The sequence below is a fragment of the Arthrobacter sp. 10L430 genome, assembly GCF_056395245.1.
Genome location: NZ_JBFTJD010000019.1, coordinates 1 through 25,943, shown reverse-complemented (window position 1 = coordinate 25,943; position 25,943 = coordinate 1). Strand labels below are relative to the sequence as shown.

General features: G+C 65.4%; 27 protein-coding genes and 2 riboswitches. Of the genes, 14 read left to right on the top strand and 13 right to left on the bottom strand.

The annotated features are described in order from the left end of the window. Positions 1-9 precede the first annotated feature (9 nt). From AC1DDG_RS15715 to AC1DDG_RS15680, 8 genes are all read right to left on the bottom strand, one after another. A complete protein-coding gene (locus AC1DDG_RS15715) occupies positions 10-237 on the bottom strand; it encodes a hypothetical protein (protein WP_230121039.1) in 228 nt (75 codons plus the stop codon). Beyond that, positions 234-965 (bottom strand): GAF and ANTAR domain-containing protein, encoded by a 732-nt coding sequence (locus tag AC1DDG_RS15710; protein ID WP_230121037.1) that lies wholly within the window; start codon positions 963-965, stop codon positions 234-236. Before AC1DDG_RS15710 ends, AC1DDG_RS15715 begins: the two co-directional genes overlap by 4 nt. A gap of 123 nt (positions 966-1,088) precedes the next feature. Next, the gene (locus tag AC1DDG_RS15705) at positions 1,089-1,799 is read right to left on the bottom strand and encodes a GAF and ANTAR domain-containing protein (protein ID WP_230121036.1); all 711 of its coding nucleotides are present in this window, start codon (positions 1,797-1,799) and stop codon (positions 1,089-1,091) included. Positions 1,800-2,128: 329 nt separating this feature from the next. Beyond that, positions 2,129-2,554, bottom strand: coding sequence for a MarR family winged helix-turn-helix transcriptional regulator (locus AC1DDG_RS15700; RefSeq protein WP_230121034.1), 426 nt, complete (start codon positions 2,552-2,554; stop codon positions 2,129-2,131). Between the two features lie 6 nt (positions 2,555-2,560). Beyond that, positions 2,561-3,202, bottom strand: a complete 642-nt coding sequence (locus AC1DDG_RS15695) for a DUF3618 domain-containing protein (protein WP_476876779.1) — start codon at positions 3,200-3,202, stop codon at positions 2,561-2,563. Beyond that, positions 3,199-3,630: a phage holin family protein gene (locus AC1DDG_RS15690; RefSeq protein ID WP_476876778.1), complete on the bottom strand. Its 432-nt coding sequence runs from the start codon at positions 3,628-3,630 to the stop codon at positions 3,199-3,201. The genes AC1DDG_RS15695 and AC1DDG_RS15690 overlap by 4 nt, the downstream gene beginning before the upstream one ends. After that, entirely contained in the window at positions 3,627-4,427 is an 801-nt protein-coding gene (locus AC1DDG_RS15685; protein WP_476876777.1) for a hypothetical protein, read from the bottom strand. Before AC1DDG_RS15685 ends, AC1DDG_RS15690 begins: the two co-directional genes overlap by 4 nt. Before the next feature lie 312 nt (positions 4,428-4,739). Then, complete coding sequence (locus tag AC1DDG_RS15680) at positions 4,740-5,453, bottom strand: GAF and ANTAR domain-containing protein (RefSeq protein WP_230121134.1); 714 nt, start codon at positions 5,451-5,453, stop codon at positions 4,740-4,742. Between the two features lie 505 nt (positions 5,454-5,958). Between AC1DDG_RS15680 and AC1DDG_RS15675 the strand changes: the two genes are divergently transcribed. Further along, positions 5,959-6,543, top strand: coding sequence for an ArsR/SmtB family transcription factor (locus AC1DDG_RS15675; RefSeq protein ID WP_476876776.1), 585 nt, complete (start codon positions 5,959-5,961; stop codon positions 6,541-6,543). A 303-nt stretch (positions 6,544-6,846) separates the two neighbouring features. On the opposite strand, the gene AC1DDG_RS15670 is transcribed toward AC1DDG_RS15675, so the two are convergent. Then, entirely contained in the window at positions 6,847-7,302 is a 456-nt protein-coding gene (locus AC1DDG_RS15670) for a hypothetical protein (RefSeq protein WP_476876775.1), read from the bottom strand. Positions 7,303-7,522: 220 nt separating this feature from the next. Between AC1DDG_RS15670 and AC1DDG_RS15665 the strand changes: the two genes are divergently transcribed. The 3 genes from AC1DDG_RS15665 to AC1DDG_RS15655 all read left to right on the top strand — a co-directional run bounded on the left by AC1DDG_RS15665 (position 7,523) and on the right by AC1DDG_RS15655 (position 10,391). Further along, the gene (locus tag AC1DDG_RS15665; protein WP_476876774.1) at positions 7,523-8,848 is read left to right on the top strand and encodes a hypothetical protein; all 1,326 of its coding nucleotides are present in this window, start codon (positions 7,523-7,525) and stop codon (positions 8,846-8,848) included. Positions 8,849-9,064: 216 nt separating this feature from the next. Beyond that, positions 9,065-9,799, top strand: coding sequence for an NAD(P)/FAD-dependent oxidoreductase (locus tag AC1DDG_RS15660; RefSeq protein WP_354962262.1), 735 nt, complete (start codon positions 9,065-9,067; stop codon positions 9,797-9,799). A 4-nt stretch (positions 9,800-9,803) separates the two neighbouring features. After that, positions 9,804-10,391, top strand: a complete 588-nt coding sequence (locus AC1DDG_RS15655; RefSeq protein ID WP_476876773.1) for a Rieske 2Fe-2S domain-containing protein — start codon at positions 9,804-9,806, stop codon at positions 10,389-10,391. Between the two features lie 313 nt (positions 10,392-10,704). Here AC1DDG_RS15655 and AC1DDG_RS15650 read toward each other — a convergent pair whose 3' ends face one another. Together AC1DDG_RS15650 and AC1DDG_RS15645 are read right to left on the bottom strand one after the other, a co-directional pair. Continuing rightward, a complete protein-coding gene (locus AC1DDG_RS15650; protein ID WP_230121146.1) occupies positions 10,705-10,902 on the bottom strand; it encodes a helix-hairpin-helix domain-containing protein in 198 nt (65 codons plus the stop codon). Between the two features lie 8 nt (positions 10,903-10,910). Further along, a complete protein-coding gene (locus AC1DDG_RS15645) occupies positions 10,911-11,750 on the bottom strand; it encodes an SDR family oxidoreductase (RefSeq protein ID WP_476876772.1) in 840 nt (279 codons plus the stop codon). 172 nt (positions 11,751-11,922) lie between these two features. Between AC1DDG_RS15645 and AC1DDG_RS15640 the strand changes: the two genes are divergently transcribed. From AC1DDG_RS15640 to AC1DDG_RS15630, 3 genes are all read left to right on the top strand, one after another. Next, positions 11,923-12,708 (top strand): SDR family oxidoreductase, encoded by a 786-nt coding sequence (locus AC1DDG_RS15640; RefSeq protein WP_476876771.1) that lies wholly within the window; start codon positions 11,923-11,925, stop codon positions 12,706-12,708. A 70-nt stretch (positions 12,709-12,778) separates the two neighbouring features. Next, entirely contained in the window at positions 12,779-13,816 is a 1,038-nt protein-coding gene (locus tag AC1DDG_RS15635; protein WP_476876770.1) for an alcohol dehydrogenase catalytic domain-containing protein, read from the top strand. 43 nt (positions 13,817-13,859) lie between these two features. Continuing rightward, the gene (locus AC1DDG_RS15630; RefSeq protein ID WP_230121155.1) at positions 13,860-14,690 is read left to right on the top strand and encodes an oxidoreductase; all 831 of its coding nucleotides are present in this window, start codon (positions 13,860-13,862) and stop codon (positions 14,688-14,690) included. 38 nt (positions 14,691-14,728) lie between these two features. On the opposite strand, the gene AC1DDG_RS15625 is transcribed toward AC1DDG_RS15630, so the two are convergent. After that, positions 14,729-15,121, bottom strand: coding sequence for a DUF6221 family protein (locus AC1DDG_RS15625; RefSeq protein WP_230121157.1), 393 nt, complete (start codon positions 15,119-15,121; stop codon positions 14,729-14,731). Positions 15,122-15,172: 51 nt separating this feature from the next. Next, positions 15,173-16,174, bottom strand: a complete 1,002-nt coding sequence (locus tag AC1DDG_RS15620) for an arsenate reductase/protein-tyrosine-phosphatase family protein (RefSeq protein ID WP_476876769.1) — start codon at positions 16,172-16,174, stop codon at positions 15,173-15,175. Positions 16,175-16,344: 170 nt separating this feature from the next. Here AC1DDG_RS15620 and AC1DDG_RS15615 point away from each other — a divergent pair, with 170 nt between their 5' ends. From AC1DDG_RS15615 to AC1DDG_RS15585, 7 genes are all read left to right on the top strand, one after another. Further along, positions 16,345-17,130, top strand: a complete 786-nt coding sequence (locus AC1DDG_RS15615; protein WP_476876768.1) for an alpha/beta fold hydrolase — start codon at positions 16,345-16,347, stop codon at positions 17,128-17,130. A 186-nt stretch (positions 17,131-17,316) separates the two neighbouring features. Beyond that, a riboswitch (glycine riboswitch) is annotated at positions 17,317-17,414 on the top strand. 1 nt (position 17,415) lies between these two features. After that, a riboswitch (glycine riboswitch) is annotated at positions 17,416-17,521 on the top strand. 52 nt (positions 17,522-17,573) lie between these two features. Further along, on the top strand, positions 17,574-20,426 hold the full coding sequence (gene gcvP / locus AC1DDG_RS15610; RefSeq protein WP_476876767.1) for an aminomethyl-transferring glycine dehydrogenase: 2,853 nt from the start codon (positions 17,574-17,576) through the stop codon (positions 20,424-20,426). A gap of 9 nt (positions 20,427-20,435) precedes the next feature. Then, positions 20,436-21,557: a glycine cleavage system aminomethyltransferase GcvT gene (gcvT, locus tag AC1DDG_RS15605; protein WP_476876766.1), complete on the top strand. Its 1,122-nt coding sequence runs from the start codon at positions 20,436-20,438 to the stop codon at positions 21,555-21,557. 272 nt (positions 21,558-21,829) lie between these two features. After that, complete coding sequence (gcvH, locus tag AC1DDG_RS15600) at positions 21,830-22,213, top strand: glycine cleavage system protein GcvH (protein ID WP_230121167.1); 384 nt, start codon at positions 21,830-21,832, stop codon at positions 22,211-22,213. Beyond that, the gene (glyA, locus tag AC1DDG_RS15595) at positions 22,210-23,538 is read left to right on the top strand and encodes a serine hydroxymethyltransferase (protein WP_476876765.1); all 1,329 of its coding nucleotides are present in this window, start codon (positions 22,210-22,212) and stop codon (positions 23,536-23,538) included. The genes gcvH and glyA overlap by 4 nt, the downstream gene beginning before the upstream one ends. Before the next feature lie 321 nt (positions 23,539-23,859). After that, positions 23,860-25,272, top strand: a complete 1,413-nt coding sequence (locus tag AC1DDG_RS15590; protein WP_476876764.1) for an L-serine ammonia-lyase — start codon at positions 23,860-23,862, stop codon at positions 25,270-25,272. A 13-nt stretch (positions 25,273-25,285) separates the two neighbouring features. Next, the coding region (locus AC1DDG_RS15585) for a lipoyl synthase (protein ID WP_476876763.1) at positions 25,286-25,943 on the top strand (658 nt) is incomplete at its 3' end.

Sequence of the window (25,943 nt, the reverse complement as noted above, 5' to 3'; positions counted from 1 at the left end):
GTTCACGGCTCACGCCTTCTGAGCGTTGCCAAGTTCGTAGATGGCGTGGTCCAGGAGGTCCCGCTGGATGGGGCGCAGCATGTATGAGCCGTGGAGGTAGGCGTCAATTTCCATGGTTCCCGCGTCTCCGCCGATGCTGAAGTAGTGCATCCATAACTCATCGACATCAAGGTCGGCCTGCCGGAATGCTTTGGCCGTCAGGTCCCGTTGAGCCTCGCCGTCCGAGTCAACGCTCATGGCGTTCGGTCGAGGTCCGTCGTCGGTTCAAGAGTCTCGTGGGCTACGGCGCTAAGAGGGATCTCCTGCGTGCGGGCGCGTGCGATCATGACCTGCAGGGCGGCCCTCTCGCTCACGCGGAGGCGCTCCATGAGCACGCCCTTGGCCATGTCAATCAGGCTCCGGCTGTGCAGGGCGTCCTTCAGTGCGTCACTGAGTTGCTCGGCGCGTTCCCGGGCCTGGAGGTTGGCCAGGATGAGCGCAGCAGGTCCGGCAAGAAGGGACAAGACCTGTTCGCTGCGTTCGTCGAAGGCGTGGGGCACATCTGCATAGACCTTCATCGCGCCAATAGCCTCGGGTTCACTGCGTCCGGTCACGTCCGGAACCAGGAGGGGAACGCTGATGCAGGACAGTAAGCCAAGACGGGCGCCCGCCCTGCTCCATTCCGGCCAGTGTTGATCATGGCGAAGGTCGTCCACCCGCACCGTCTGGGCGCTCGCCCAGGCCGCGAGGCAGGGTCCATCGCCGAGATCGTACTGCAGCCGGTCGGCCCGCTTCACGATGCTGTTGGTGGACGCTGTGCTCGTCGGCCGGCCGTGGGCATCGATGAGCGTGCCTCCGGCGCCGACGCTGCCGGGCAGGCTTTGGTGCGCTGCCTGTGCAATGTTGGCGACGGCCCGGTCAACCACTGGTTCTGTGAGCAGGAGGCCCGTGACCCGAGCGAAGATCTCGGGCAGCTCGCCTGCCATTGGGTGCTTCCGCGTCACTGGCTGGCCTCACATGTCATCAGGGTCGTGAGCATCCCTCTGGAGGGATACGTCCGGCAGGTGCTTCCCATCATAGTGCTGCGCCCTGCAAGGACTGCCGTGGGCTTACTGCTGTGCTTCGTCATCACGTTTCACCTGCTCTGGGAGCTTTGAGCCGTTCAAGATGTCCGTGGCTATCTGCTTCAGTTGTTGTTTGCTGGACCGTGCCATCTCATGCAGAAGAGTGGCAGCATCCTCGCGGCTGCCCCGGGTTTGGGCCATGATGAGGCTCAGGGCGGCGTCAATGATTGCCCTGGACTGCAGCGCCCCGTGCAGGCCTTCGGGATGGATCTCCAGCCGGTGCACCCGAAGCGCCAAGCGGAGAATCCGGGACAGCGGCACCGCATACGATTCCACCGCGGCAATGGTTGCCGCATTAAACGTGTGTGTGCTCCGGGCATAACAATTGAGAGCTGCCGCTGCGTTCGGTCCTGCATTTACCGGAACGGCAAGGACCGATGTGATGCCGTCGTCCGTGACCGCCTGTGAGTACCGACTCCACCGTTCGGACGTTTTGAGGTCCGAGACGAGGACGGTTCGGTTTTCCCGGAGCGCTGTGAGGCAGGGGCCGTCGTCGAATCCGTACTGTCTTTCGTCCATCTGCTTGGCACTGTCGCTGCTGCTGGCCGCGGTGACCGGCCGCCCGTCACGCTCGAGTGAAATCGCGCACAGCATCGGTTCGGGTGCGGCGAGTTTCGAAGCAGAGAAGACCGTCAGTTCAAGGAGGAAATCGTCAAATCCGGGGCTTTCCAGCAGGAGATCCTGCAGTTGTTCCATCGTCGGCGACGGGAGTTGCCCTGGCGCCGGTGGCCGGCCAGACTCAGCGGTCATCGCATGCCTCGATCCACTTGGAGCCGGGTCCCCCGATCCGTCTTTTTTGGCCGGATTCAACGTCCGGGGATGATCGCGGACTCCTTGCGTCCACGGCCATGACGCGACAAACAGGCCGAATACGACCCCGGGAGTCCTGAAGTTGGCTCCGCACTTGGTGATCGCTTCGCCGCTGATTCTGAGCCTACTCTCCATGGACCGCGCAGGAAACAAGTGCAAGCAGGGGCCCCGGAATATCTGCGGCGGCCTGGGCGCCGGAGGCCAGACGTGGAACGCTACATCCGCAGGTCGCGGATGTAGCGTTCCAGGTCGAGTCGCAGGGCGGATTCGGTATCCGGCCTGCTCCGTTTAAGCCGCTGGACGAGCGTTTCGGCGGTGGCGAGCACTTTCCGGCCGTTGTGCGTGAGCCGGATATTTGTGTAGCGGCGGTCGCCGGCGCGTTCTCTGCTCAGGAAGCCAAGCCCCTGGAGTCGGCGGACCACCCTGCCCAGGCTTTGCTTGCTCACACAGAGCAGCGCGGCGAGGTCGGACACGGTGACCGGCTCGAGTTCCGCCACCGACTCCATTATGTCCAGCGAGGCTTTGGTCAAGCCCAACTGCGTGAGGTTGCGGTTGATCTGCAGCTCATCCAGACGGGCAGCGATGCTGAGGAGCCGGTGTGTTGGCCAGCGTTCCGGTCCTGTCGAATGAGCCAGGCTCATGCTGGCTCACGTGTTTTGGACGTGGTCCTTGGCATCCGTGGCGGTCTCTTTGACCTCGGAGGCGGCAGTTTGCCCTTCCTCCTTGACGTGCTGGGCGGCGTCGGTGGCGGTGGCTTTGACGTTTTCCATGGCTTCTTGGGCGGGTTCCTTCAAACCCTGCGCCATGTCCTTGGCTGCTTCGGCCAGCTGCGTGGTGACCGGTTCCGCGGCGGATTTTAGGGCGTCGGCAGCCTCGCGTTCCTTCTCGCTCGGCGGGATCAGCGAGGAGACCAGCAGCCCGGCGCCGAACGCGATCAGGCCGGCGGCGAGAGGGTTGCCCTGGGTTTTGGCGGCCGCCTTGTGCGGGACATCGCCGATGGCCTCGCCTGCGTCGTGAAGGGTGGAGCCGACCGCGTCGGTGGCGTCACTGATGGCGCTTCCGGTGCTGTGGGTGGCGTGGTGTGCGGTGCCGGAGGCGCTGTGAGTGGCGTGTTCGGCGGTGCCCATGACTTTCTCCTTTACTCCGAAAACGGCGTCCTTGACCTTGCTGGTCTGGCGGTGGACGATGTTGGACGGTGTTACTTTGTCGGCCACGGCGTCCACGTTGGTGCCGAGGCGTGCGCGGGTGGCTTCGATGTCGGCGCGGATGGCGTCCGGGTTTTCACTCATCGGTGGTCTCCATTGGGTTTCAGGGTGGGCGGGATTTCCTGGACGGTCTCAACGGTCTGGGGCATGCCCTTGATGGCCTTGAGTTCCTTGCGTCCTACCGATGCGAGGACCGCGGCGATGATGCCCCAGATGACTGCAACGACGACGGCGGACCAGCCGAGGCCCATCAGTTCACCGAGGGCGTACCAGAGGGCGATGGACAGGAACAGGAGCACGAAGTGCCCGGCCACGCCGGCGCCGGCGAGCATGCCGCCGCCCTTGCCGGCCCGGGTGCCGGACTGCTTCAGTTCGGCCTTGGCGAGTTCTATTTCCTGCCTGATCAGGGTGGACAGGTCCCGGGTGACTTCACCCAGGAGATCTCCCAGGGACGTCGAATCCGCCTTGGCATGCGCGGCAGTGGGAGGTGTATCGGGTATCTGGCTGCTCACAGGGGACGACCTCCACCCTCTACGTACGGGTCATCAGGATCGCGCAGGGGAACCCCTGCCGCACCCTGGCCTTCGAAGCCCGGCCGGGCAGGTTCGCCATACACCGTTTCTGCGTAGGTTGTCGGTGTTGCCCGCGGCGCGTCATACAAGGGTGCGCCCGGCGCTGCCGCGAGGCTGTCCGTCACCGGCGGCTGCACGGGGTGCGGCGGCACGGTGCCTGTTGTGGTCCCCGCTGCCGTTCCTGTTGCGGGAGCGCCGGCCTGCAGGCTGCGGCCGAGGCGTCCGGCCAGAAGGCCCGCGCCCGCGGCGAGGAGGAGGAAGGTGCCCGGGCGTCGGCGGGCGAAGGACTTGGCCTCGTCCAGCAGCGAGCCTGGGTCCCGGTTGTCGAGCCAGGACGCCACGGATTCTGAGCGCTCTGCGGCCTGCCGGATGAGGTCCGAGGCCACGCCCTGCTGGTCCGGCGCATCGGCCATGGTTCGCAGCTGGGAGGAGATAGTGCGGATGCCTTCGGCGGCCTTCTGCTGCTGGGTGCCGGCCTGGCTGGTCAGATCGGACTTCGCCTGATGCAGAAGATCGCGGGCGCTGTTCTTAGCTTCGTACGCGACATTGGCAACCTCGGCCTTGGCCGTCTCCGCCACGTTCTGGGCGGCACCGGCAGCCTGTCCGGCCACCTGCGCGGCCTCTTCCTTCGCCACCTCTGTCTTACCGGAGGCACCGCCCTGCGCGCCGGCAGTGCCCGCGCCCGTGGTGCCTAGGCCAGTTGTGCCCGGTCCGGTGCCATATGGGTTCTCGGTCATCATTGCTCTCTTTCCTTTAAGGGGTTAGCTGCTGTTGATGAACCAGCACGCCTGAATAGTAAGCATGGTTACCATCAAATAGTAAGTACACTTCCTATATAGATTGCAAATTTTCGGTACAGACCTCCGGAAGGCTGTCTACCGTGGTTGGAGTCATCATCGCCGGGGCTCTCGGTTCTGATAACCCCACTTCCCACCGGGACCTCTGCCGGCCGCCCCTGGTTTGCCGTCACGTGCAGGTCCTATCGGACCCCGGGACTTGGGGGCCGCGGATAGCCGGGACCAGCAACGACGCGATAATGGCCGGCGGTCCTAAAACCGCGCGCCGGCGACGATTTCCCGGGAGAGCTGGTGCAGCGGTTCGTGCCGCTTTCGGGAAGTTGTGATGAGGGCGGCGAGGGCCTGATCCCGGCTCAGGCGGAAGCGCTCCATGAGGATGCCGGTAGCTGTCCTCACCGCGTCGCGGTCTCCCAGTGCCCGGATGAGCCCATCACTCAAGCGCTGCGCCGAGTCACGTGCCTGGGCGTTGGCAAGCATCAGGGCAGCTGGGCGGGTCAGCAGCTCGATCACTCGTACGGCTCGGGAATCGAACCCGCCTGGGATGGGGGAGTATACCTTCATCGCCCCGATTGCCCCGTCGGGAGTTGACAGCGGGGAGCTGATGACTGAGCGCAATGGCAAATGGGCGATGGCCCGGGTCCAGGCGGGCCAGCGCGTTTCCGTGCGGGTGTCCTCGACAGTAATAGTTGACTGCTGGGCCCAGGCGGTAAGGCAGGGCCCCTGTCCGAGGTCATACTGCAATTGGTCCGCGTCCAGCACCACCGGATCTGTGGAGGCCGTGCTTGTACGCCGGCCCCGGGCATCCATCAGGGTGATGCCGGCGCCGGCGGTTCCGGGGATTGCTTCTACGAGGGCCTGGGCGAGGGCCTGGACGGCTTGCTTCACGGTGTCGTGAGTCAGCAGCAGGTCCGCGATCCGGGCGGTGAGGGCGGCGAGCTCGTCCGCAAGGGGCAGGTCGGCGTCCATCAGAGGTTCCGACTGGGTATTGCGGACGCCCGAACGCGGGCAGGCCTGCGATGCCGTCCCCGTCTCAGGAGCAGGACCCCGGGCCGGGCGACGATGGCTGGTAAGGCGGGCACAGGTGCGATCCTTTCTTAGGTCCGCGGTAGCCGCGCCGTGGGGCGTATGCCGTGCTGGACGGGTGCCCGGTTGACGGCGGTTTTGTTGAGATCACTCTTGAGTCGAGGGGGCCAACGCCCCGGTTAGCCGACGGGCTGAGGCTGTGCCGTCAGACGGCGCAGGGCAAGGTGCCCGCCTCGCGGGCGGGCCTAGTTCTCCACCACAATTATATTCAACGTGAACCGCCCACGCGAGAGTTGGCAGTTGCCGCCCGGCGAACTGCGCCGGCTGTGGTTTCTGCCGCCCCCGCAGGGGCGCGCCCTTGGACTGACCACGGCGTCCGGCGCCCGGCAAGATGCTCAGGGAGGATAATCGGCTTAAGAGCATGTATGCCTGCCAGTAAGGAGCCGTGATGGTAGGACAGGCGCAGGCAGCGGGTGCGCTCGCGGCTGCTGAGGCCGAGTTGTTCAAGGCGCTGGCCCATCCCGCCCGAGCCCGGGTGTTGGGCGTGCTTGCCTCCGGCCCGGCCTCGGTGCCCGACTTGTGCGCGGCCACGGGATTGAAGCCGTCGCATCTGGCCGGCCACCTTACCCAGCTCCGTGCCCAGCACCTGGTGACCGGGAAGCGTTCGGGCGGGCGGCTGCTGTACGGCTTGTCCTTTCCCGAGGTCGCCCGGTTGCTTTCAGCGGCCGAGTCGGTGTTGTCAGCGCGTGCGGCTGCCGAGGCGGATGGGCTGGCCGGCATCAGTGCCCCGGAGGCCGCTGGACAAGACGCAGAAAACGCAGACATCGGTGCCCTGGTGGAGGAGTTCGTTCCGGTCCTGGAGCAGTCCTTGGAAAGGCGTGCCCTGGTGGCAGAGGCTGTGGAATCCGTCAGACTACGGACAGGCCGTAGCTCCGAGGCGGCCCTTGCCATGCTTATGACTGACGCCCGCGAACGGGGCCGGACGCTCGCTCAGGTTGCCAGTGACGCCCTTACCACCGAAGGAACAGAGTGACTGCTGCTCTTGACGATGTGCCCAGCACGCGACAGACTCATTATTGAGGAATTGATCAATTCATTGTTCTTTCAATTCCTCTCCATTGGGGGCCTTCTGCTCGTCAGCGCGCAAAGGGGCCGGACTATCGCGGGGCATTGGGATCACATTGCGATCCGTGCCAGAGGGGCCGCGAAACAGACGGATGGGGGCAGGAACAGTGCTGTTCCTGCCCCTTTCCGGCTGTTCCGTGTCACAGATCGTGCCCACTGCTGCGGGCGGCCCATTGCTTTTCAGCCCGAGGAGCGCCCCATCTTCCGGCGTTCACCTATACAGCCAACGTATCCACACAGCCAACGCGTCGGCTTCGCCTTTGGCGGGACCGTTCCATTCGCCGCCCACCTCCAACCTGGCGGGTGTGCTGTGCGCTGCCAAACCGGCCAACACCGCATTGATGCCCTGCACTTCAGTATCGGAGGAGATGCGGACGTCGATCTTCGCCGTCGCGGATCCGGCCTTGACGATACGCTGGCTGCCGCCGGGCACGAACCCCACATTCAAGGGGTGGCATCTAAGGTATTTCCAATGTTTCTGCAGGGCAGAAGGGACAGGCTGGCTTTGCCTGAGACCTAAACCCAGGCCTGTCTCTTTTGTCCGCCAATCAAAGGCGATTGCGTGCCGTCCGTCATGGCGGGTGGGTAGAACCCAATAGCGACTTCTTGAAGGGGAGAAGCCTTGATAAAGGAATTCAACGCGCTTCGTTGTTCCCTTGAGCGGCATTACTCGCTGCATTCCATACCGCCAGCCCAAACCCGGGCGCCAGGCGGGGAACTCATTTCAACCGAAAACGGCCGGCTTCCCGGTTGATCAACGCCTACGTTTTAGAGTCTCGCCGTCCACTTCCTGATGTCCTCACACGCACCGGCCCGCTCAGAGGGCTCCCCACGGCCTCGTTGACGACGCCGAGCCGAGCCCGGGCCCAAAATCCATTAGGTGACACATGAAAGCCAAGCCTCTGCACGCAACGATACTCATCCCCTTCCTTCTGGCCGGTGGAATGATGGCTGGCGCCGCCTCGCCGGCATCCGCCGCCGGAACAACCTACTTCGTCAGTGCAGTCGGCAGCGACAGCAACACAGGCACATCCGCAACGACCCCCTGGAAGTCCCTCACCAAAGTCAGCCAGGCCGTCCTTAAGCCCGGAGACACAGTCAGCTTTCGGCGCGGCGACACCTTTACGGGAGGCGTCGTAACCGCCCAAAGCGGCACGTCGACAGCGCCGATCACGCTGAACAGCTACGGCACCGGTAACCAGCCGATAGTAACCGGAGGAAAATCCGGGAACTGTTTCCGCATCAACGGCAATTTCACTATTGTGGAAGGTCTGCGCGCGGTTTCCTGCGGCTATGCCGGCTTCAGCGTCGTCGGTGACAACGACACTGTGCGGAATTCCAGCGCGTCCAGCAACGCAGCAGGTCTGAAGGTGAGCACTGGCTCTGATTTCGGCACGTACACAGGAAATGCCCTGACGAACAACAACATCATGAACGTCAACACGCGCGGCACGAACTGCGGAACTTCACAGGCGGTTAATTGCAGCGACGATTCCGGTGCCTTTGGCATATTGATCAACGGCAATGACAATGAGGTCTCCGGCAATACCGTTTCCGGTTCCGCGGCTGCATCCTTCGACTTCAAGCTCGACGGCGGGGCCATCGAAATCTTCAACGGCAACCGTAACAACATCCACCACAACACCGCCGTGGACAACAACGCGTTCTCCGAACTTGGACGGTCATCCGCTGGAACCGCGGACAACAACACCTACCACTACAACCTGGTTCGTTCCACGTGCGGCACCAACTGCGCACAGGCGAAAGGCTTCATCGGCCGAGGGGCCACCACGTCGTTCGGACCGACCAACGGCACTGTCTTCGAGCACAACACCGTCTACCTGACCGGCCCGGACTCCCAGGCCATGGTGTGCCACGCCTCCTGCCCGGCCACCACCGTGATCCGGGGCAACATCCTGGTCGGCGTCAAGAACTCGCTGTGGATCAACGGCTCGGGCTGGACCGAACGCCAGAATGTTTTCAACGGACCCCGGAACTTCACACCGAACAGCACTTCCACGACGGCGCCGGCAGGCTTTGTCAACGCCCCCACGGACCTGCATCTGACGGCCACCAGCCCCGCCATCGACCGCGCCGGCGTGGGCAGCTCACTGACAGACCTCGACGGTGCTCCGGTGGCCCAGAACGGGGACTGCCGAGGAACCGCAGACGCTGACTCAGGCGCCTACGAATACGACTCACCCAACTGCTGACCAGCCTGATCGGAAAGGGCTGCCGGAGTTTCGGGAGGACCCCAGGCCAGACCAAGGGTCCTCCCGATACGCAAGGTATGCGAATGCCGAGGGTAGTCCAGCGGGCTGAAATTTGTCGTCATATCTGGGCCTTCAGTAAGGCGGGAAATGTGTCTAGGCTGTGACCACCAGAGCCAGGACAGGTCTGACCTCGCGTGACGGACAGGGAGTGCATCGATGCTTTCACTTTGGCTGGACCGGGCCCGTTCCTTTACATCTGATCCTTTCGTTCCCAATGCAGAATACGACGCCGTTGTTGTCGGCGCGGGCATCACCGGTCTGGCAACCGCGGTGTTGCTGGCAAGGTCGGGAATGAAAGTAGCAGTCCTCGAAGCAAGAACAGTCGGGGCAGGAACGACAGGCAACACCACGGCCAAACTGACCCTGCTCCAGGGCACCATCCTGTCGGGACTGCGCCGTCAATACTCCCAAGAGATGGTCAACGCGTACGTCGACGCCAACAGGGAAGGGCAGGCCTGGCTGCTGCGCCACCTGGACGACAACGAAGTCCCCTACCAGCGCCGCGACGCCTACACCTATGCCATGACCGCCGAAGGCGACGAAAAGGTGCGGTCCGAGCTTGCAGCGGGTCAGGCAGCCGGCCTCGACGTAGAGGAAACAGGCGACACCGGACTTCCCTTCAGCACGCGCCGGGCGATCCGCCTGCCCGGCCAGGCCCAATTCAACCCCATGGACGTATTGGAGAGCCTGTGCGTCGATCTCCGGGCCCACGGGGGCGTCCTCAGCGAAGGAGTGCGGGTCCGGGACGTCGCTGGCGGGAGCCACCGGATCGTGAGGACCAACGCGGGCGCCATCCGCACCAAACTGGTGGTGCTGGCTACGGGGATTCCCATCCTGGACCGGGGCCTGTATTTTCGGCAGGGAGCCCTCACCCCAGGCCCGTCTGGATGAGCTCTTGGACTGGGGAAAACGCCACTTTCCGGGCGCCGACGTAACCCACTCGTGGTCGGGGGAGGACTACCAGGCGACCAACCTCATGCCCTTCTTCGGCAAACTGCCCCGCGGCGGCGGGAAAATCTACTTCGCCACCGGCTACAACAAATGGGGCATGAGCAACAGCATCGCCGCCTCCCTGGCTATCAGCGCAGAGATTCTCGGCGGCCAGCTCCCTTGGGCCGACACCCTCCACCACAGGAAAACCTCACCGGCTGGAGCTGCCGCCGCCATCAGCTTGAACGCCGACGTCGCTAAGACTCTGGCGGACAGCTGGGCCAAGCTGAGGACCGCAAAACCCGACACAAATAACACGGTCCCGGACGAGGGCTCCGGCACCATCCTCCGGCACGACCGCAAACCCGTGGCCGTGTCCACGGTCAACGGGAAGACCTGCCGTCTCTCAGCTGTCTGCACCCATTTGGGCGGGATCGTCAGCTGGAACGACGCGGAGAAGACCTGGGACTGCCCGCTGCACGGTTCCCGCTTCGCCGCCGACGGCCAGGTCCTGCAGGGACCCACAACCAAGGACCTCCCCGCCGCCCAATAGGCCTCGGTACCTCATCCTTGGGGCTTTAATGTGTGAGCGGTTCGAACGCTTCCGGCCGCTTATGCGCCAAAACGCAAGCGGACGACGGCGGGAGGTCCCGCCGTCGTCGGCTCTTCCGGTTCGCTAGTTGGCGTCCCGCGGGTTCTCTGCGCTGCGCCGCAGTGTAGATGTCCGCAGTGTAGATGTCCGGACTGGCAGGACTATGCGGGCGGCCTGGACGGGGTCCAGGCCGGTGACGAGGGTGCCTCAAGGCGCTCAATCCGATGGGACTCCTGACTGGGAATGGCCTTCCGCCAGAGTCTGGAGTGGCGTTTTACTTCAGTGCGAGGCCGTGCTCGTCCAGCGCATCCTCGATGATCCGGAGCGCCTTCGGACCCACGCCATGAAGTTTGGACAGTTCCGCCCGGGCGACACCGGCGAGACTTTGCAGCGATGTGAAACCTGCCCCGGTTAGGGCACGCGTGGCCGGCGCCCCGATCTTGGGAAGAGCGTCGAGCGGTGACGTTGTCATGGTTGCGCTCAGCTCTCGGTCTTCTGCGGGGCGAGTTCGCCGTAGAAGTAGGATGCTGTCACTCCGCCGTCCATGAGGAAGTCGCTGCCGGTGATGAACGCGCCGTCCTGGCCCATGAGGAGAGCGCCCACCGTGCCGACCTCGTCCGGAGTGCCGCCGCGCCCTGCCGGGGACAACCCGATCATGCGGCGGTATCCCTCGCCTCGGGGGCCGGTCAGTTCATCTTTGGCCAGCGGGGTGAAGATGATGCCGGGGCTGATCGTGTTGATCCGCGCGCCGCGTTTGCCCCATCGGACGGCCTCGGCCATCACGCGGAGCGAGTTGCCGCGCTTGGCCAGCTGGTAAGCGTGAAGGGAGTCTGTGACTTGGTCCGGCTGAAGCATCGGGAGCGCCAACAGTTCGTCGGCCGGCGTGGTCGCGAGAGCTGTATTTTCCTCGGGAGTCAGGGCACCCAGGCGGTGCCCTGACTGCGAAGCGATGACCACGCCGGCGCCGCCGGGGGCGATGACGTTCCCGAATTCCTCAAGCAGCACGGCAGTCCCGTACAGGTCCACGGCCAGGATGGTCGCCGGCGACGCTTGGCTGGGAGAGACACCCGCGGCGTGTATGACGCCGGTGACGTCGCCCAACGCCGTGGCCGCCTCGACGAGGGTATGAATGGACTGGCGCGAGGACACGTCGACAATCATTGTGCTGACCTCGAAACCGGCGTTGCTCAGCACCTCGGCCGCCGCGTCGGCGTTGCCCTGATTCAGGTCCGCCAACACAACCTGCTTGCCCGCGCTGACGCGCCGGGCGATTGCCTGGCCGATCGAGCCGGCTCCGATGACAACAATGACGTCGCCCATGATGGTCTCCTGTTCCTTGGTACTTCATCCACCCTAGAAGCCTTCAACCAGGGACGGGAGGCACTGTGAGTACCTGTATCAACAGTCCCTTCCACCTTGGGATCGTCTCCTGTTGTATGGATGTGAACCTCAGCGAGCCCTTTCCTGGGCCGCCAACAACCTAGGAGCAACAATGACCACTCGCCCCAGCACCGTGCTGGTAGTCGGCGCGACCGGCAGCATCGGCCGGCTCGTCGTCGAGGAAGCGATCCGGCAGGGGCACACCACCCGGGCCCTGGTGCGCAACCCTGACAAGGCCCGGCGGCTGCCCAAGGAAGCGGAGGTCGTCGTCGGGGACGTTACCCGGCCCGAGACGCTGGCCGGCGCCGTGGAGGGGGTCGACGCCGTCGTCTTCACCCTCGGCTCGGACGGCGCCGGCAAGGTCGGTGCCGAGACTGTGGACTACGGCGGGGTACGCAACGTTCTGGCAGCCCTGGGCAATCGGACAGTCCGGTTAGCCCTAATGACCTCTATCGGCGTCACCAACCGCACCGGAGCCTACAACCGGTCCACCGAGGCCCACGACTGGAAGCGGCGTTCCGAACGGCTCGTCCGTGCCACCGGCCTGCCGTACACGATCGTGCGGCCTGGCTGGTTCGACTACAACGGGCCCGACGAACACCGGCTCGTCCTGCTCCAGGGCGACACCCGTCAGGCCGGGGACTCCAGCGACGGCGTCATTGCCCGGCGCCAGATTGCCCAGGTCCTGGTCCGCAGCCTCAACTCACCGGGCGCGGAGCGCAAAACCTTCGAGCTCGTTGCAACCGCTGGCACCGCGCCCGCGGACTTCGAGGCCCTGTTCGCCCCCCTCGCAGCGGATCCCACCGGCGGACTCGACGGCGTGCACGATCAGCCGAACATGCCGCTGGACGGCGAGCAGCAACACGTGCGTGAGGAGCTGCGCGTACTCACGCGCTGACGCCCTGCCCCCTGGCGGTCCCAGCACCGCCCGCCCCAGCTCCGATTCTGGAGAAACGAAAGGAAACACAATGCGAGCAACCATCATGTACGCAGCCGGAGACGTGCGCGTGGAGAACGTGCCCGACCCCGTCATCCAGGATCCGACCGACGCGATCGTGCGCATCGTGAATTCGTGTATCTGCGGATCGGACCTGCATCCCTACCACGGCATGCCTGCCTCCGAGCAGGGTAGCCCGATGGGGCACGAGTTCATCGGCGTCGTCGAGGAGACGGGCAGGGACGTGTCCAGGCTGAAGAAGGGCGACTTCGTCATCGCCCCGTTCGCCTGGTCCGACGGGACCTGCGATTTCTGCCGCGAGGGCCTGCAGACCTCCTGCCGCCACGGCGGGTTCTGGGCCGCCGGCGGCATCGGCGGCGCCCAGGCCGAAGCCATCCGCGTCCCGTTCGCTGACGGCACGCTGGTCAAGGCACCGGTCGACGAGGATTCCGCGCTGCTGCCCTCCCTGCTGACCCTCTCCGATGTGTACGGCACCGGCTACCACGCCGCCATTAAGGCCGGAGTGAACGAGCGGACAACCGTCACGGTCATCGGTGACGGCGCTGTCGGCCTGATGGCGGTGCTGTCGGCCAAGCAACTGGGTGCCGAGCAGATTATTCTGATGGGCCGGCACAAGGCCCGCACCGACCTGGGCATCGAATACGGGGCCACCGACGTCGTCGCCGAGCGCGGCGAGGAAGGCATTGCCAGGGTCCGTGAGCTAGCCGGTGGCGACGGCACCCATACGGTGCTCGAGTGCGTAGGACACCGGCCGGCGTACGACCAGGCACTCGGCGTGATCCGTCCGGGCGGTGTCATCAGCCGCGTCGGCGTGCCGCAGTACGAGGATGCCCCGATCGGATTCGGCAGCATGTTCGGCCCGAACGTCACCCTCACCGGCGGCCCGGCCCCCGTCCGCGCCTACATTGAAGCCCTGCTGCCCGGTGTCCTCGACGGCACCGTGAACCCTGGCAAGGTCTTCGACCGCAGCATCAGCCTCGACGACGTGCCCGACGGCTACCGCGCCATGGACAACCGCGAATCCCTCAAGGTCCTCGTCCGCCCCTAGCGCACGTCGCCCCCACTGCTATCCCCCACGAAAGGAAGACCTCATGGCTACATGGCTCATCACAGGATGCTCGACCGGACTCGGCCGGGCTGTCGCTCAGGCAGTGCTCGCCCACGGCGACAACGCGGTCGTCACAGCACGGAACGTCACCACGGTTGACGATCTCGCGGCCGCCTTCCCCGACACGGCACTGGCCCTGCCCCTCGACGTCACCGACCGGGCACAGATCAGCTCGGTGGTGCAGCAGGCCCGGACGCGCTTCGGGGGCATCGACGTGCTCATTAACAATGCCGGCTACGGCTACCGCGCCGCGGTGGAGGAAGCGGACGACGCCGACATTCGGCAACTGTTCGACACTAACGTTTTCGGCGCAGTGGACATGATCAAAGCGGTCCTCCCGGACATGCGCGCGAAAAGGGCTGGGTCCATCCTGAACATCTCCTCCATCGGAGCGCGCATCTCACCGGCCGGCTCCGGATACTACTCGGCAACAAAGTCGGCCCTGGAGGGCCTGTCCGGATCCCTGCACAAGGAACTGCAGCCGCTGGGCATCAAGGTCACCGTCATCGAGCCCGGCGCGTTCCGCACGGACTTCGCCGGCCGCTCACTCACGCAGTCAGCGACGGCGATCGAGGACTACGCAGAGACGGCCGGGAAACGGCGCAAGGAGAACGACACGATCCACGGCACCCAGCCGGGCGACCCAGCCAAGGCGGCAGAAGCGATCCTGGCGGTCGTCAACAGTGCGAACCCGCCGTCGCTGATAGTGCTCGGCAAAGACGCTTTCGACGCATTTGCCGCCGTAGCCCAGGCAGAGCGCGCCGAGCTTGACCAATGGCGGGACCTCAGCCTCAGCACAGGCGTCGAGGGCTGAGGTACGGGCTGCGGCGGGTCAGCTACGTAAACCGCAGCTCAGAGTTCGATGGCCCAGCCTTCTTGGTAGTCACGGTGGTCTCTGTAGGGGGCTGCCATACACATCAGGACGTATTCGCTGGTGCCGTCGACTTCGCTGCGGATGTCGGTGACGAGCGGGACGTTGGCCAGCATCTGTCGTTTCGCGGCGCATTCAGCGAGGATGCGGCCGGGGTTGAACCATGCGATGTAGACCCGGTCTGTGGCTTTGCATTCGAGGTGACCGGGTGCGTGGTCGGCGCGAGCGTCGAGCACGATTCGTTCGTTGGCGGAGTAGAGGGCTGCGGTGTCGCTCCCGGGTCTACCAAACCATTCCCAGGGCGCAGGTGAGGCGGCCAGCGCGATGGCTTCGTCTTCGGCGATCCGGGCTTCGAGGAAGGCGATGATGTCCATGCCCCAATCCTGCCATCCTGCGGGCACCATTTCTGATGCCCATCACGCCCGTTATCCGCCGGCGGGTTGGAACAATTCGACCACGTTGCCGGACGGATCTTCCCTCAGGATCTGCTGACCGCCCGGACCCTTGACGATGTCGTTCCGGAACGCGAGGCCCGCAGCGCGAAGCCGGTCCACTTCGGCCGCGATATCGCTCACGATCAGGTGGATGCGGTTCCATCCCCCCGGGGCAGGCACCGTGCCATCCGGCATTGACCGCCCTGCCGAGCTGGTTGGCCCGCTCAGCAGGAGCCGCAGCCGGCCGCGTACGACGTCGGCGAATGCCGGTGCGGCCCTCATCCTGAGTGTGAATCCGAGGTGCTTTGTGTAGAAGTCGATTGCCGCGTCGACGTCGTCCACCATGTATCGGACGCTGACCATGTCCGTAAGGTCGCTGGGCATGTCTAGATCCTCTGAACTCGTTTGGGAGTACTCGATTGCGTAAAGCAGGAACTGGATTCGCGTGTTCAGTTCGTCCGCCGTGCGGACGAACACCGGGTAATTGTCCTGGTCGGCAGCCCCTTCGGCCGCCGGGTCGGGGATGCTCCAGTGCACCCTCGCAGGCGGCCCCGGGAAATCGGGGCATACCTCCCGTACGCGGTCGCAAAGGCTGATCACATAGTCGAACCGGTGCTCTGCGAACTCACTCAGATGCTTGGAGCGGGCGCCGCTAATGTCAATGCCGCGCTCACGCATCACGCGTACGGCGTTGGGGTGCAGGTCCTTGGGGTGACTGCCCGCACTGACGGCTTCGATTTGGGAGCCGCCGAGGCTGGCCAAGATCGCCTCGGCCATCTGGGATCGGGCGCTGTTTCCCGTACACAGGAACAACACACGAACGCGTGGCTGAACCGGCTGAAGGCCAGGACCGCCCGCGGGCGGTGTCAGCACAGCGGGAACCAGCCGTAGGCCGGGGTGAAGCGCCGCACCGGCTTCGGCGAGCCGTTCGCGATACAAAGCCAGGTTGAGGCTGCAGTACGTGTCACGTCCGTCGGCCGAGCTGCGCCGCATGGTCAATCAATATATTTTGATTGATTTGCACCGATTTGATGCCGGCCGGTAGGCGCTATGGGGAGAGGCACCAAACGCAGGACGACGACGGTAGGACATCCCGCCGTCGTCCACTTTGCATGCGGTTCTGAGCCCTGTTCGTCGGAAGCGCCCCGGGGTTACGATGCCGTGTGACCTTCACCCACGGCTACGCGGACAACGACGGCCTTCTCATGTACTACGAGGTCCACGGCCGGGTGGTGCCCGGCCAGCCGCCGCTGCTCCTCATCCCGGGAGGCGGCTCCACCATCGGCACCAACTTCAGCGAACTCATCCCGCTGCTGGCCGAACAGCGCCAGGTGATTGCCGTTGAGGAGGAGGGCCATGGCCGCACCCAGCCGACCCGCCGCCCCCTCACCGCCGGGAACTCCGCCGGCGACATCCTCGCCGTTTTGGAGCAGCTCAACGTGGAAACCGTGGATGTGCTGGGATTCAGCGCCGGCGGCCACACCGCCATCGCGCTGGCACTAGGGCATCCCGCCGCGGTCCGGCGCCTCATCGCCGCCTCTACGTTTGTGAGCCGCGATGCCGTGCCGGACGAGTTCTGGGACGGCATGGCGAAGGCCACCCTGGACGACATGCCCGACACCTACAAGGATGCCGACCGCAGTCTCAATCCCGAACCGGGCCACCTGGAGCGACTCTTCGAACTGGACAGCCGGCGCATCCTGGACTTCGCCGGCTGGTCCGACGACGAGCTGCGCACCATCAAAGCCTCCACGCTGGTGGTGAGCGCAGACCGCGACGTTGCCACTGCCGAGCACGCCGCGAGGATTGCCAGCGTCATCCCGGGCGCCCGCCTGCTGGTCATCCCCGGTGGCCACGGCGATTACCTCGGGGAGCTGGCGGCCAGTGCCGGGGACCTCCGGACGATGCATGCCACAGTCCCGTTCCTGCTGCGGTTCCTCGACGACTGAGTCTTGTTGTAGGGGAGCGGCACCCAAAGCAAGCGGACGACGGCGGAACGTCCCGCCGTCGTCCGCTTTGCTGCCCTGCTGGCGGCTTTCTCGAGGCTGCAAAAGGACTCATTTGACGTATATTTTGCATCCAGGCCGGAGAGCAGATAATGTGTGAGCCGTGTCACCCACCAGTGGCACGGCTTATGATCTGCGGCGGGAGAGTCCTGCCGGTACGTTCAGCAGGCGCCGTAGGAGCAAATCCTCCCCAGGAATCTCTCAGGCCCACGTACCGCCGCGGCAAGGCAACTCTGGAAAGCAGTCCGGGAAACCGGGCTCACCGACGGTGCAAGTGGCGCCTGCTAACAGCAGGCAAAGCGGAAACTCTCAGGTCCAATACAGAGCGGGGAGGAACCCGAATCATCGTGGCACTCCAGTGCCACCTGAATTATGGAGTTCCTCACATGACGATCCAGTCGTCCCCGTCCACATTCGCAGACCGCCACATCGGCGCCCGCCGCCAAACAGACATCGACACCATGCTCAAGGCTGTCGGCTACGACAGCGTGGATGGCCTCGTCGACACTGCAGTCCCCGATTCCATCCGCCAGGAAAAGCCTCTCAGCCTGGACAGCGCCCTCAGCGAAGTTGAAGTGCTCGCCGGGCTGCGCAAGCTGGCTTCCAAGAATAAGACGGCCGTGCAGATGATCGGCCAGGGCTACTACGACACCGTCACGCCGCCGGTCATCCGCCGCAACATCCTCGAAGCCCCGGCCTGGTACACGGCCTACACGCCGTACCAGCCGGAAATCTCCCAGGGCCGGCTCGAGGCGCTGCTGAACTTCCAGACCATGGTCCAGGACTTGACGGCACTGCCGGTCGCCAACGCGTCCCTGCTGGACGAGGCCACCGCCGTCGCCGAAGCCGTGTTGCTGATGCGCCGCGCCAACAAGAACAAGACGGCCCGCGACGGCAAGACCGTTATCGACGCCGACTGCCTGCCGCAGACCATCGCCATCGTGCAGGGCCGCGCCGAAGCACTTGGTTTCGAGGTGGAGGTTGCCGACCTGTCCCAGGGCCTGCCCGACGGTGACATCAACGGGGTCGTACTCCAGCAGCCCGGGGTTTCCGGCCGGGTGTGGAACCAGTCCGGTGTGATTGCAGAGGCGAAGGAACGGGGCGCGCTGGTCACCGTGGCAGCCGACCTTCTGGCCCTGACGCTGATTACCCCTCCCGGTGAGCAGGGCGCCGACATCGCCGTCGGCTCCACGCAGCGACTGGGCGTCCCGCTGTTCTTCGGCGGCCCGCACGCGGCCTACATGGCGGTGCGCGAAGGCATGGAACGCACGCTGCCTGGCCGTATAGTCGGCGTCTCCAAGGACAACGCCGGCGTCCCCGCCTACCGCCTGGCCCTGCAGACGCGCGAGCAGCATATCCGCCGCGAAAAGGCCACCTCCAACATCTGCACCGCGCAGGCCCTGCTGGCCATCGTCTCCTCGATGTATGCCGTCTACCACGGCCCCGACGGCCTGAAGGCGATTGCCGAGACCGTCCACAACAACGCCAGGGCCCTCGCCGCCACGTTGAAGGTCGCTGGCCGGGAACTGGTCAGTGAATCCTTCTTCGACACCGTCACGGTCCGCGTGCCCGGCAAGGCCCGGAAGGTCATTACCGCTGCCGAGGCCCGGGGCATCAACCTGCGCTTTATCGATGCGGACACGGTTGGCGTGTCAGTCGATGAGACGACGACGGCGGAGGTCCTCTCCGCGGTGGTCGTCGCCTTTGGCGCCGGTCCGGTGGTGGCGGCCAAGGGTTTCGAACTGCCCGAGACTGTGCTGCGTTCTTCCGATTTCCTGCAGCACCCGGTGTTTAACACCCACCGCTCCGAGACCCAACTGCTGCGCTACATCCGCAAGCTCTCGGACCGGGACCTCGCCCTGGACCGCACCATGATCCCGCTGGGCTCGTGCACCATGAAGCTGAACGCCACCGCCGAGATGGAGGCCATCTCCTGGCCGGAGTTCGCCTCCATCCACCCGTTCGCCCCGGATTCCCAGACCGAAGGCTGGCGGGAACTGATCGGCGGCCTGGAAGCCGACCTCGCCGAAATCACCGGCTACGACCAGGTGTCCATCCAGCCGAACGCCGGTTCCCAGGGCGAGCTTGCGGGCCTGCTGGCAATCCGCGGCTACCACCTCTCCCGCGGCGACGACCAGCGCAACGTGTGCCTGATCCCGGCCTCGGCCCACGGCACCAACGCGGCCTCCGCCGTCCTGGCCGGAATGAAGGTTGTTGTAGTCGCCACGGCGGCCGACGGCACGATCGACCACGCCGACCTCAACGCCAAAATCGAGGCCAACAAGGACGTCCTGTCCGCGATCATGATCACCTACCCGTCCACCCACGGCGTGTACGACGCCGATGTGCGTGAGGTCTGTGACTCGGTGCATGCGGCCGGCGGCCAGGTCTACGTCGACGGCGCCAACCTCAACGCCCTCGTGGGGCTCGCCCAGCCTGGCAAGTTCGGCGGCGACGTGTCCCACCTGAACCTGCACAAGACCTTCTGCATCCCGCACGGCGGCGGCGGCCCGGGCGTCGGTCCGGTCGCTGCCAAGGCCCACCTGGCGCCGTTCATGCCGGGCGACGCCAACAAGGCCGCTCACGAGGCAGGGCATGGTGTGGCGATCTCGGCTTCGCGCTTCGGCTCGGCCGGTGTGCTGCCCATCTCCTGGGCCTACGTGAAGCTCATGGGCGGGGAGGGCCTGACTGAGGCCACCAAGTCTGCGCTGCTCGCGGCGAACTACATTGCTTCCCGCCTGAACGAGTTCTTCCCGGTGCTGTACACCGGCGAAGGCGGACTCGTGGCGCACGAGTGCATCCTGGACCTGCGAGAACTGACGGCCAGGACCGGCGTCACCGCGGAAGACGTGGCCAAGCGCCTGATCGACTACGGCTTCCACGCGCCCACCCTGGCGTTCCCCGTTGCCGGCACGCTGATGGTGGAACCCACCGAGTCCGAGGACCTCGCGGAGATCGACCGCTTCATCGACGCGATGATCACCATCCACGCCGAGATCGAACAGGTCGCCGCCGGGGACTTCACACTCGCGGACAGCCCGCTGCGCAATGCACCGCACACCGCTGCCGCCGTCATCAGCACCGACTGGGCCCGCAAGTACCCACGCGAGCAGGCTGTCTTCCCGGTCCCGACGCTGAAGCAGGACAAGTACTTCCCTCCGGTAGGCCGGATCGACGGCGCGGCAGGGGACCGCAACCTGGTCTGCTCCTGCCCACCTCTTTCCGAGTTTGAAAACTAAGGATTTCTGATGACTGAGAACTACACCGCGCTCTACGAAGAGCACAAGAAGGCCGGCGCCTCCTTCACCGACTTCGGCGGCTGGCAGATGCCCCTGAAGTACTCCTCTGAGCTGGCCGAGCACCACGCCGTGCGCAACGCTGCCGGCCTGTTCGACCTCTCCCACATGGGCGAAGTCTGGGTCACCGGCCCGGACGCCGCAGCCTTCCTGGACTACGCGCTGGCCGGCAAGCTGTCGGCGGTTGCCGTCGGCAAGGCCAAGTACTCGCTGATCTGCCAGGAAGACGGCGGCATCATCGACGACCTGATCTCCTACCGCCGCGGGGAGGAAAAGTACCTCGTGGTGCCGAACGCCGGCAACGCCGTCGTGGTCGCCGCCGCCCTGGCCGAACGGGCCGCCGGCTTCGACGTCAAGGTGGAGGACGTTTCTGCCGAGACGTCCCTGATCGCCGTCCAGGGACCGAACGCAGAAAGCATTCTGCTGGCGCTGGTCCCGGGCGAGCAGCACCCGTTCGTTACGGAGCTCAAGTACTACGCCGCCGTCGAGGTCGAAATCAACGGACAGGAACTGCTGCTGGCCCGCACCGGGTACACCGGCGAGGACGGCTTCGAGATCTACATTCCCAACGAGGACGCAGCAGGCCTGTGGGAGGCATTGCTGGAGATTGGCGCCGGGCACGGGCTCATCCCCGCCGGCCTCGCCTGCCGCGACTCCTTGCGGCTGGAAGCCGGCATGCCGCTCTACGGCAACGAGCTCTCCCGTGAAGGCAACCCTTATGCCGCAGGCCTGGGCCCGGTTGTCTCCCTCGCCAAGGAATCCGACTTCATCGGCAAGGCGGCCCTGAGCGAACTCAAGGCAGCCGGCACCGGCTCCACCACTGGCCGCAAACTGGTGGGCCTCAAGGGCCTGGGCCGCCGTGCCGGCCGCGGCCACTACCCGGTCCTCAAGGAAGGCAACGTCATAGGCGAAGTCACCTCCGGCCAGCCCAGCCCCACCCTCGGCTACCCGGTCTCGATGGCCTACGTCGACGTCGAACACGCTGCGCCGGGCACCGCCCTGGACATCGACCTGCGCGGCAAGGCAGAGCCGTTCGAAGTCGTCGCACTGCCTTTCTACAAGCGCGAAAAGTAAGTCCCGTACCGTCGGGACCGGCATCCTCCGCGTGCTCGGTCGCGTAGACGCCCGCTGAGCGGACGTGACGCTCCCTTAGACGCACGCTTCCGGATGTCGGACCCCGACGGAGCCACCATAAAGGGCGCCTTCGAAAGCCAAGGGTGCTGGGGTGTACGGCCTGCCGCTGGTTGAGCTTGTCGAAACCGAGGCCACAGCAAGCTCGATCATTGGGGGTTGAGCTTGCCGACCCCCGCAGCCGAACCACCAGATTTCAAACGTAAGGAAAAAACATGAGCAAGGTTGTTGCTGAACTGAAGTACTCCGCAGAGCACGAATGGGTTGCTGCTGACGGGTCGGGGCCTGTGGGGATTGGTATCTCCGCCGTGGCTGCCGATGCGCTCGGCGACATTGTGTACGTGGACCTGCCCGAGGTCGGCTCGGCCGTGACCGCGGGGGAGACCTGCGGCGAGGTGGAGTCCACCAAGTCCGTCTCGGACCTTTATGCACCGGTGACGGGCGAGGTTGTCGAGATCAATGACGACGTCGTTTCGGATCCGGCGCTGATCAACAGCGATCCGTATGGTGCCGGCTGGCTGTTCAAGGTCGCCGTGACCGAAGAGGGCCCGCTCATGTCGGCCGAGGAATACGCTTCAAAGAACGGCGGCGAGCTGTGAGCGGGGCAAGCGCTGCAACGGCAACCTTCGAAGCCGTAGCGTCCGCGAGCCTGAACGCCACTCTCGCCGAACTGGATCCGGAGATCGCCGCGAAGATCGACGACGAACTGACCCGCCAGCGCACCGGTTTGGAAATGATCGCCTCGGAGAACCACACCGCCGCTGCCGTGATGCAGGCGCAGGGCTCCGTGCTGACGAACAAGTACGCCGAGGGCTACCCGGGCAAGCGCTACTACGGCGGCTGCGAGCACGTTGACGTGATCGAGCAGCTCGCCATCGACCGGGTCAAGGCCCTGTTCGGCGCCGAATACGCCAACGTCCAGCCGCACTCCGGCGCGCAGGCCAACGCCTCGGTCATGCACGCCCTGATCCGCCCGGGCGACACCATCATGGGCCTGAACCTGGCGCACGGCGGTCACCTGACCCACGGCATGAAGATCAACTTCTCCGGCCGGCTCTACAACGTGATCCCTTACCAGGTCCGCGAGGACGACCACCGGATCGACATGGCAGAGGTCGAACGCCTGGCCCAGGAGCACAAGCCGCAGCTGATCGTCGCCGGCTGGTCCGCGTACGCCCGCCAGCTGGACTTCGCCGAGTTCCGCCGGATCGCTGACTCCGTGGGGGCCTACCTGATGGTGGACATGGCGCACTTTGCCGGCCTCGTGGCCGCGGGGCTGCACCCGTCCCCGGTCCCGCACGCCCACGTCACCACCTCCACCACGCACAAGACCCTCGCCGGTCCGCGCGGCGGCATCATCCTGTCCAACGACGCCGATATCGCCAAGAAGATCAACTCCGCGGTGTTCCCGGGCCAGCAGGGTGGACCCCTGGAGCACGTCATCGCCGGCAAGGCAGTGGCGTTCAAGATCGCCGCCTCGGCCGAGTTCAGGGAACGCCAGGAGCGCGTGCTGGCCGGCGCCCGGATCCTGGCCGAGCGCCTGGTCCAGCCGGACGTCACCGCCAAGGGGATCAACGTGATCTCCGGCGGTACCGACGTGCACCTGGTCCTCGTGGACCTGCGCAACTGCGAGCTCAACGGCCAGGAAGCCGAGGACCGCCTCGCGGAAATCGACATCACGGTCAACCGCAACGCCGTCCCGTTCGACCCGCGCCCGCCGATGGTCACCTCGGGGCTGCGGATCGGCACCCCGGCGCTGGCGACCCGCGGTTTCGGCGAGGCTGCGTTCACGGAGGTAGCGGACATCATCGCCGAGGCCTTGATCGCCGACGCTGGCGCAGACCTGTCCGGACTGCGCTCCAGGGTAGAGGCACTCGCCGAAGCCCACCAGCTGTACCCGTCTGTCGCCAGCCTCGCAGGTTGATCTTGTCCGTCGCTGGTTGAGCTTGTCGAAACCAGCGTCCCCGGCTCCGGGGCTGGCGGGCCCCAGTTTTCACGCGTGCTCGCTCGGACCTCGCTTAGACGCACGCTTTCGAAAACCGCGGCCAGCCGGCCCCTCGGAGGGGCCCGTCGCCTTGGTGACGGGGCAGCGGCGACTGGCCGGGCATCCGGCAGCATGCGTCTAAGGGAGCGTCACGTCCGCACAGCGGGCGTCTTCGCGACCGAGCACGCGGAGGAATCCGGCCAGGCGCCACCCATCCCGACTACATCCCCGCCCGACCACTTACCTAGTTAGGAACCGACAATGGCTGTTGGAGTCTTTGACCTCTTCTCCATCGGAATAGGCCCGTCCAGTTCACACACGGTGGGCCCCATGCGTGCTGCCGCGGTGTTTGCCGAGGAGCTTAACGCTTCCGGAGACCTGGACCGGGTGGCGTCGTTGCGGGTGGACCTGTACGGTTCGCTGGCGGCCACGGGCCACGGCCACGGCACCATGACCGCGATCCTGCTCGGCCTCGAAGGCTTCCACCCGGAGAAGATCCTGCCGGACGAGGTCGAAGAACGGCTGGCGGCGATCGCCGAGACGGGCACGCTGCAGCTGGCCGGTTCCGTGCCGCTGCCCTACGGGGTCAAGGACATGGTCCTGCGTCCGCTGACGATCCTGCCTAGGCACACCAACGGCATGACCTTCACGGTGTCCGACGCGGACGGCGGGGTGCTGCACACCGCCACCTTCTTCTCGGTGGGCGGCGGATTCATCGTCCGCGAGGGCGAGGAGGACGCGGCCCAGCAGGAACTTGAGGAGTCCAAGAAGGAGCTTCCGCTGCCGTTCCGGACCGCCGCGGAGCTGCTCAAGCACTGCCAGAACACGTCGTTGAGCATCAGCGACGTGATGCGGGTCAATGAAGAAGACAGCCGCACCGAAGAAGAGATCCGCGAAGGGCTTCTTCACATCTACTCGGTGATGGAGGGCTGCGTGGAGACCAGCCTCAAGCGCGAGGGGCTGCTGCCCGGCGGGTTGAAGGTCCGCCGTCGTGCTCCCGACTGGCACGAGCGGCTCCTGAAGGAAAGCCGGGACCATGATCCCGGCTTCCGGGACCCGAAGTACTGGCAGGAATGGGTCAACCTGATTGCCCTGGCCGTGAACGAGGAAAACGCCTCCGGCGGCAGGGTGGTGACTGCGCCCACGAACGGGGCCGCGGGCATCATCCCGGCTGTGCTGTACTACGCGCTGCACTTCGCCCCGGGCATGGACCAGGCCACGCAGCAGGACCGCGACGACGTCGTGGTGAAGTTCCTGCTGACCGCCGGCGCCATCGGGGTGCTGTACAAGGAACAGGCGTCAATTTCCGGGGCGGAAGTGGGTTGCCAGGGCGAGGTGGGATCGGCGTCGTCGATGGCCGCCGCGGGCCTGGCCGAGGTCATGGGCGGCACGCCGGCGCAGGTGGAGAACGCCGCGGAAATCGCCATGGAGCACAACCTGGGCCTGACCTGCGACCCGATCGGCGGGCTGGTCCAGGTGCCCTGCATCGAGCGCAACGCGATCGCGGCAGCGAAGGCCATCAACGCCGCCAAGATGGCGCTCTGGGGCGACGGCTCGCACCGGGTGTCCCTCGACGAAGTGATCGTGACCATGCGGGAGACCGGCAAGGACATGAGCTCCAAATACAAGGAAACGGCCATGGGCGGCCTCGCCGTCAACGTCGTCGAATGCTGAAGGAAAGAGAACAATGACACTGGCACCAGAAGGCCGGAAGATGCTGCGCATTGAGCAGCGTAATGCGGCCACCCCGGTGGAGCGCAAGCCGGAGTGGATCAAGGCCAAGGTCCAGATGGGCCCGGAGTTCGTCCAGCTCAAGAACCTCGTCAAGAAAGAGGGCCTCCACACCGTCTGTGAGGAGGCCGGCTGCCCCAACATCTTCGAGTGCTGGGAAGACAAGGAGGCCACGTTCCTGATCGGCGGCTCCGAATGCACCCGGCGCTGTGACTTCTGCCAGATCGACACCGGCAAACCCTCCCCGGTGGATGTGTTCGAGCCCACCAAGGTGGCCCGGTCGGTCCAGGCGATGCAGCTGCGTTACGCCACCGTCACCGGCGTGGCCCGTGACGACCTCGAGGACGAGGGCGTCTGGCTGTACGCCGAGACGGTCCGCAAGATCCACGAGGTGAACCCGGGCACCGGCGTCGAACTTTTGATCCCGGACTTCTCCGGTAAGCCCGGGCACATCGAGGCGATCTGCGATTCGAAGCCCGAGGTCTTTGCGCACAACGTCGAGACCGTGCCGCGGATCTTCAAGCGCATCCGCCCCGCGTTCCGCTACGACCGGTCCCTGGACGTCATCACCCAGGGCCGGAACCTGGGCATGGTCACCAAATCCAACCTGATCC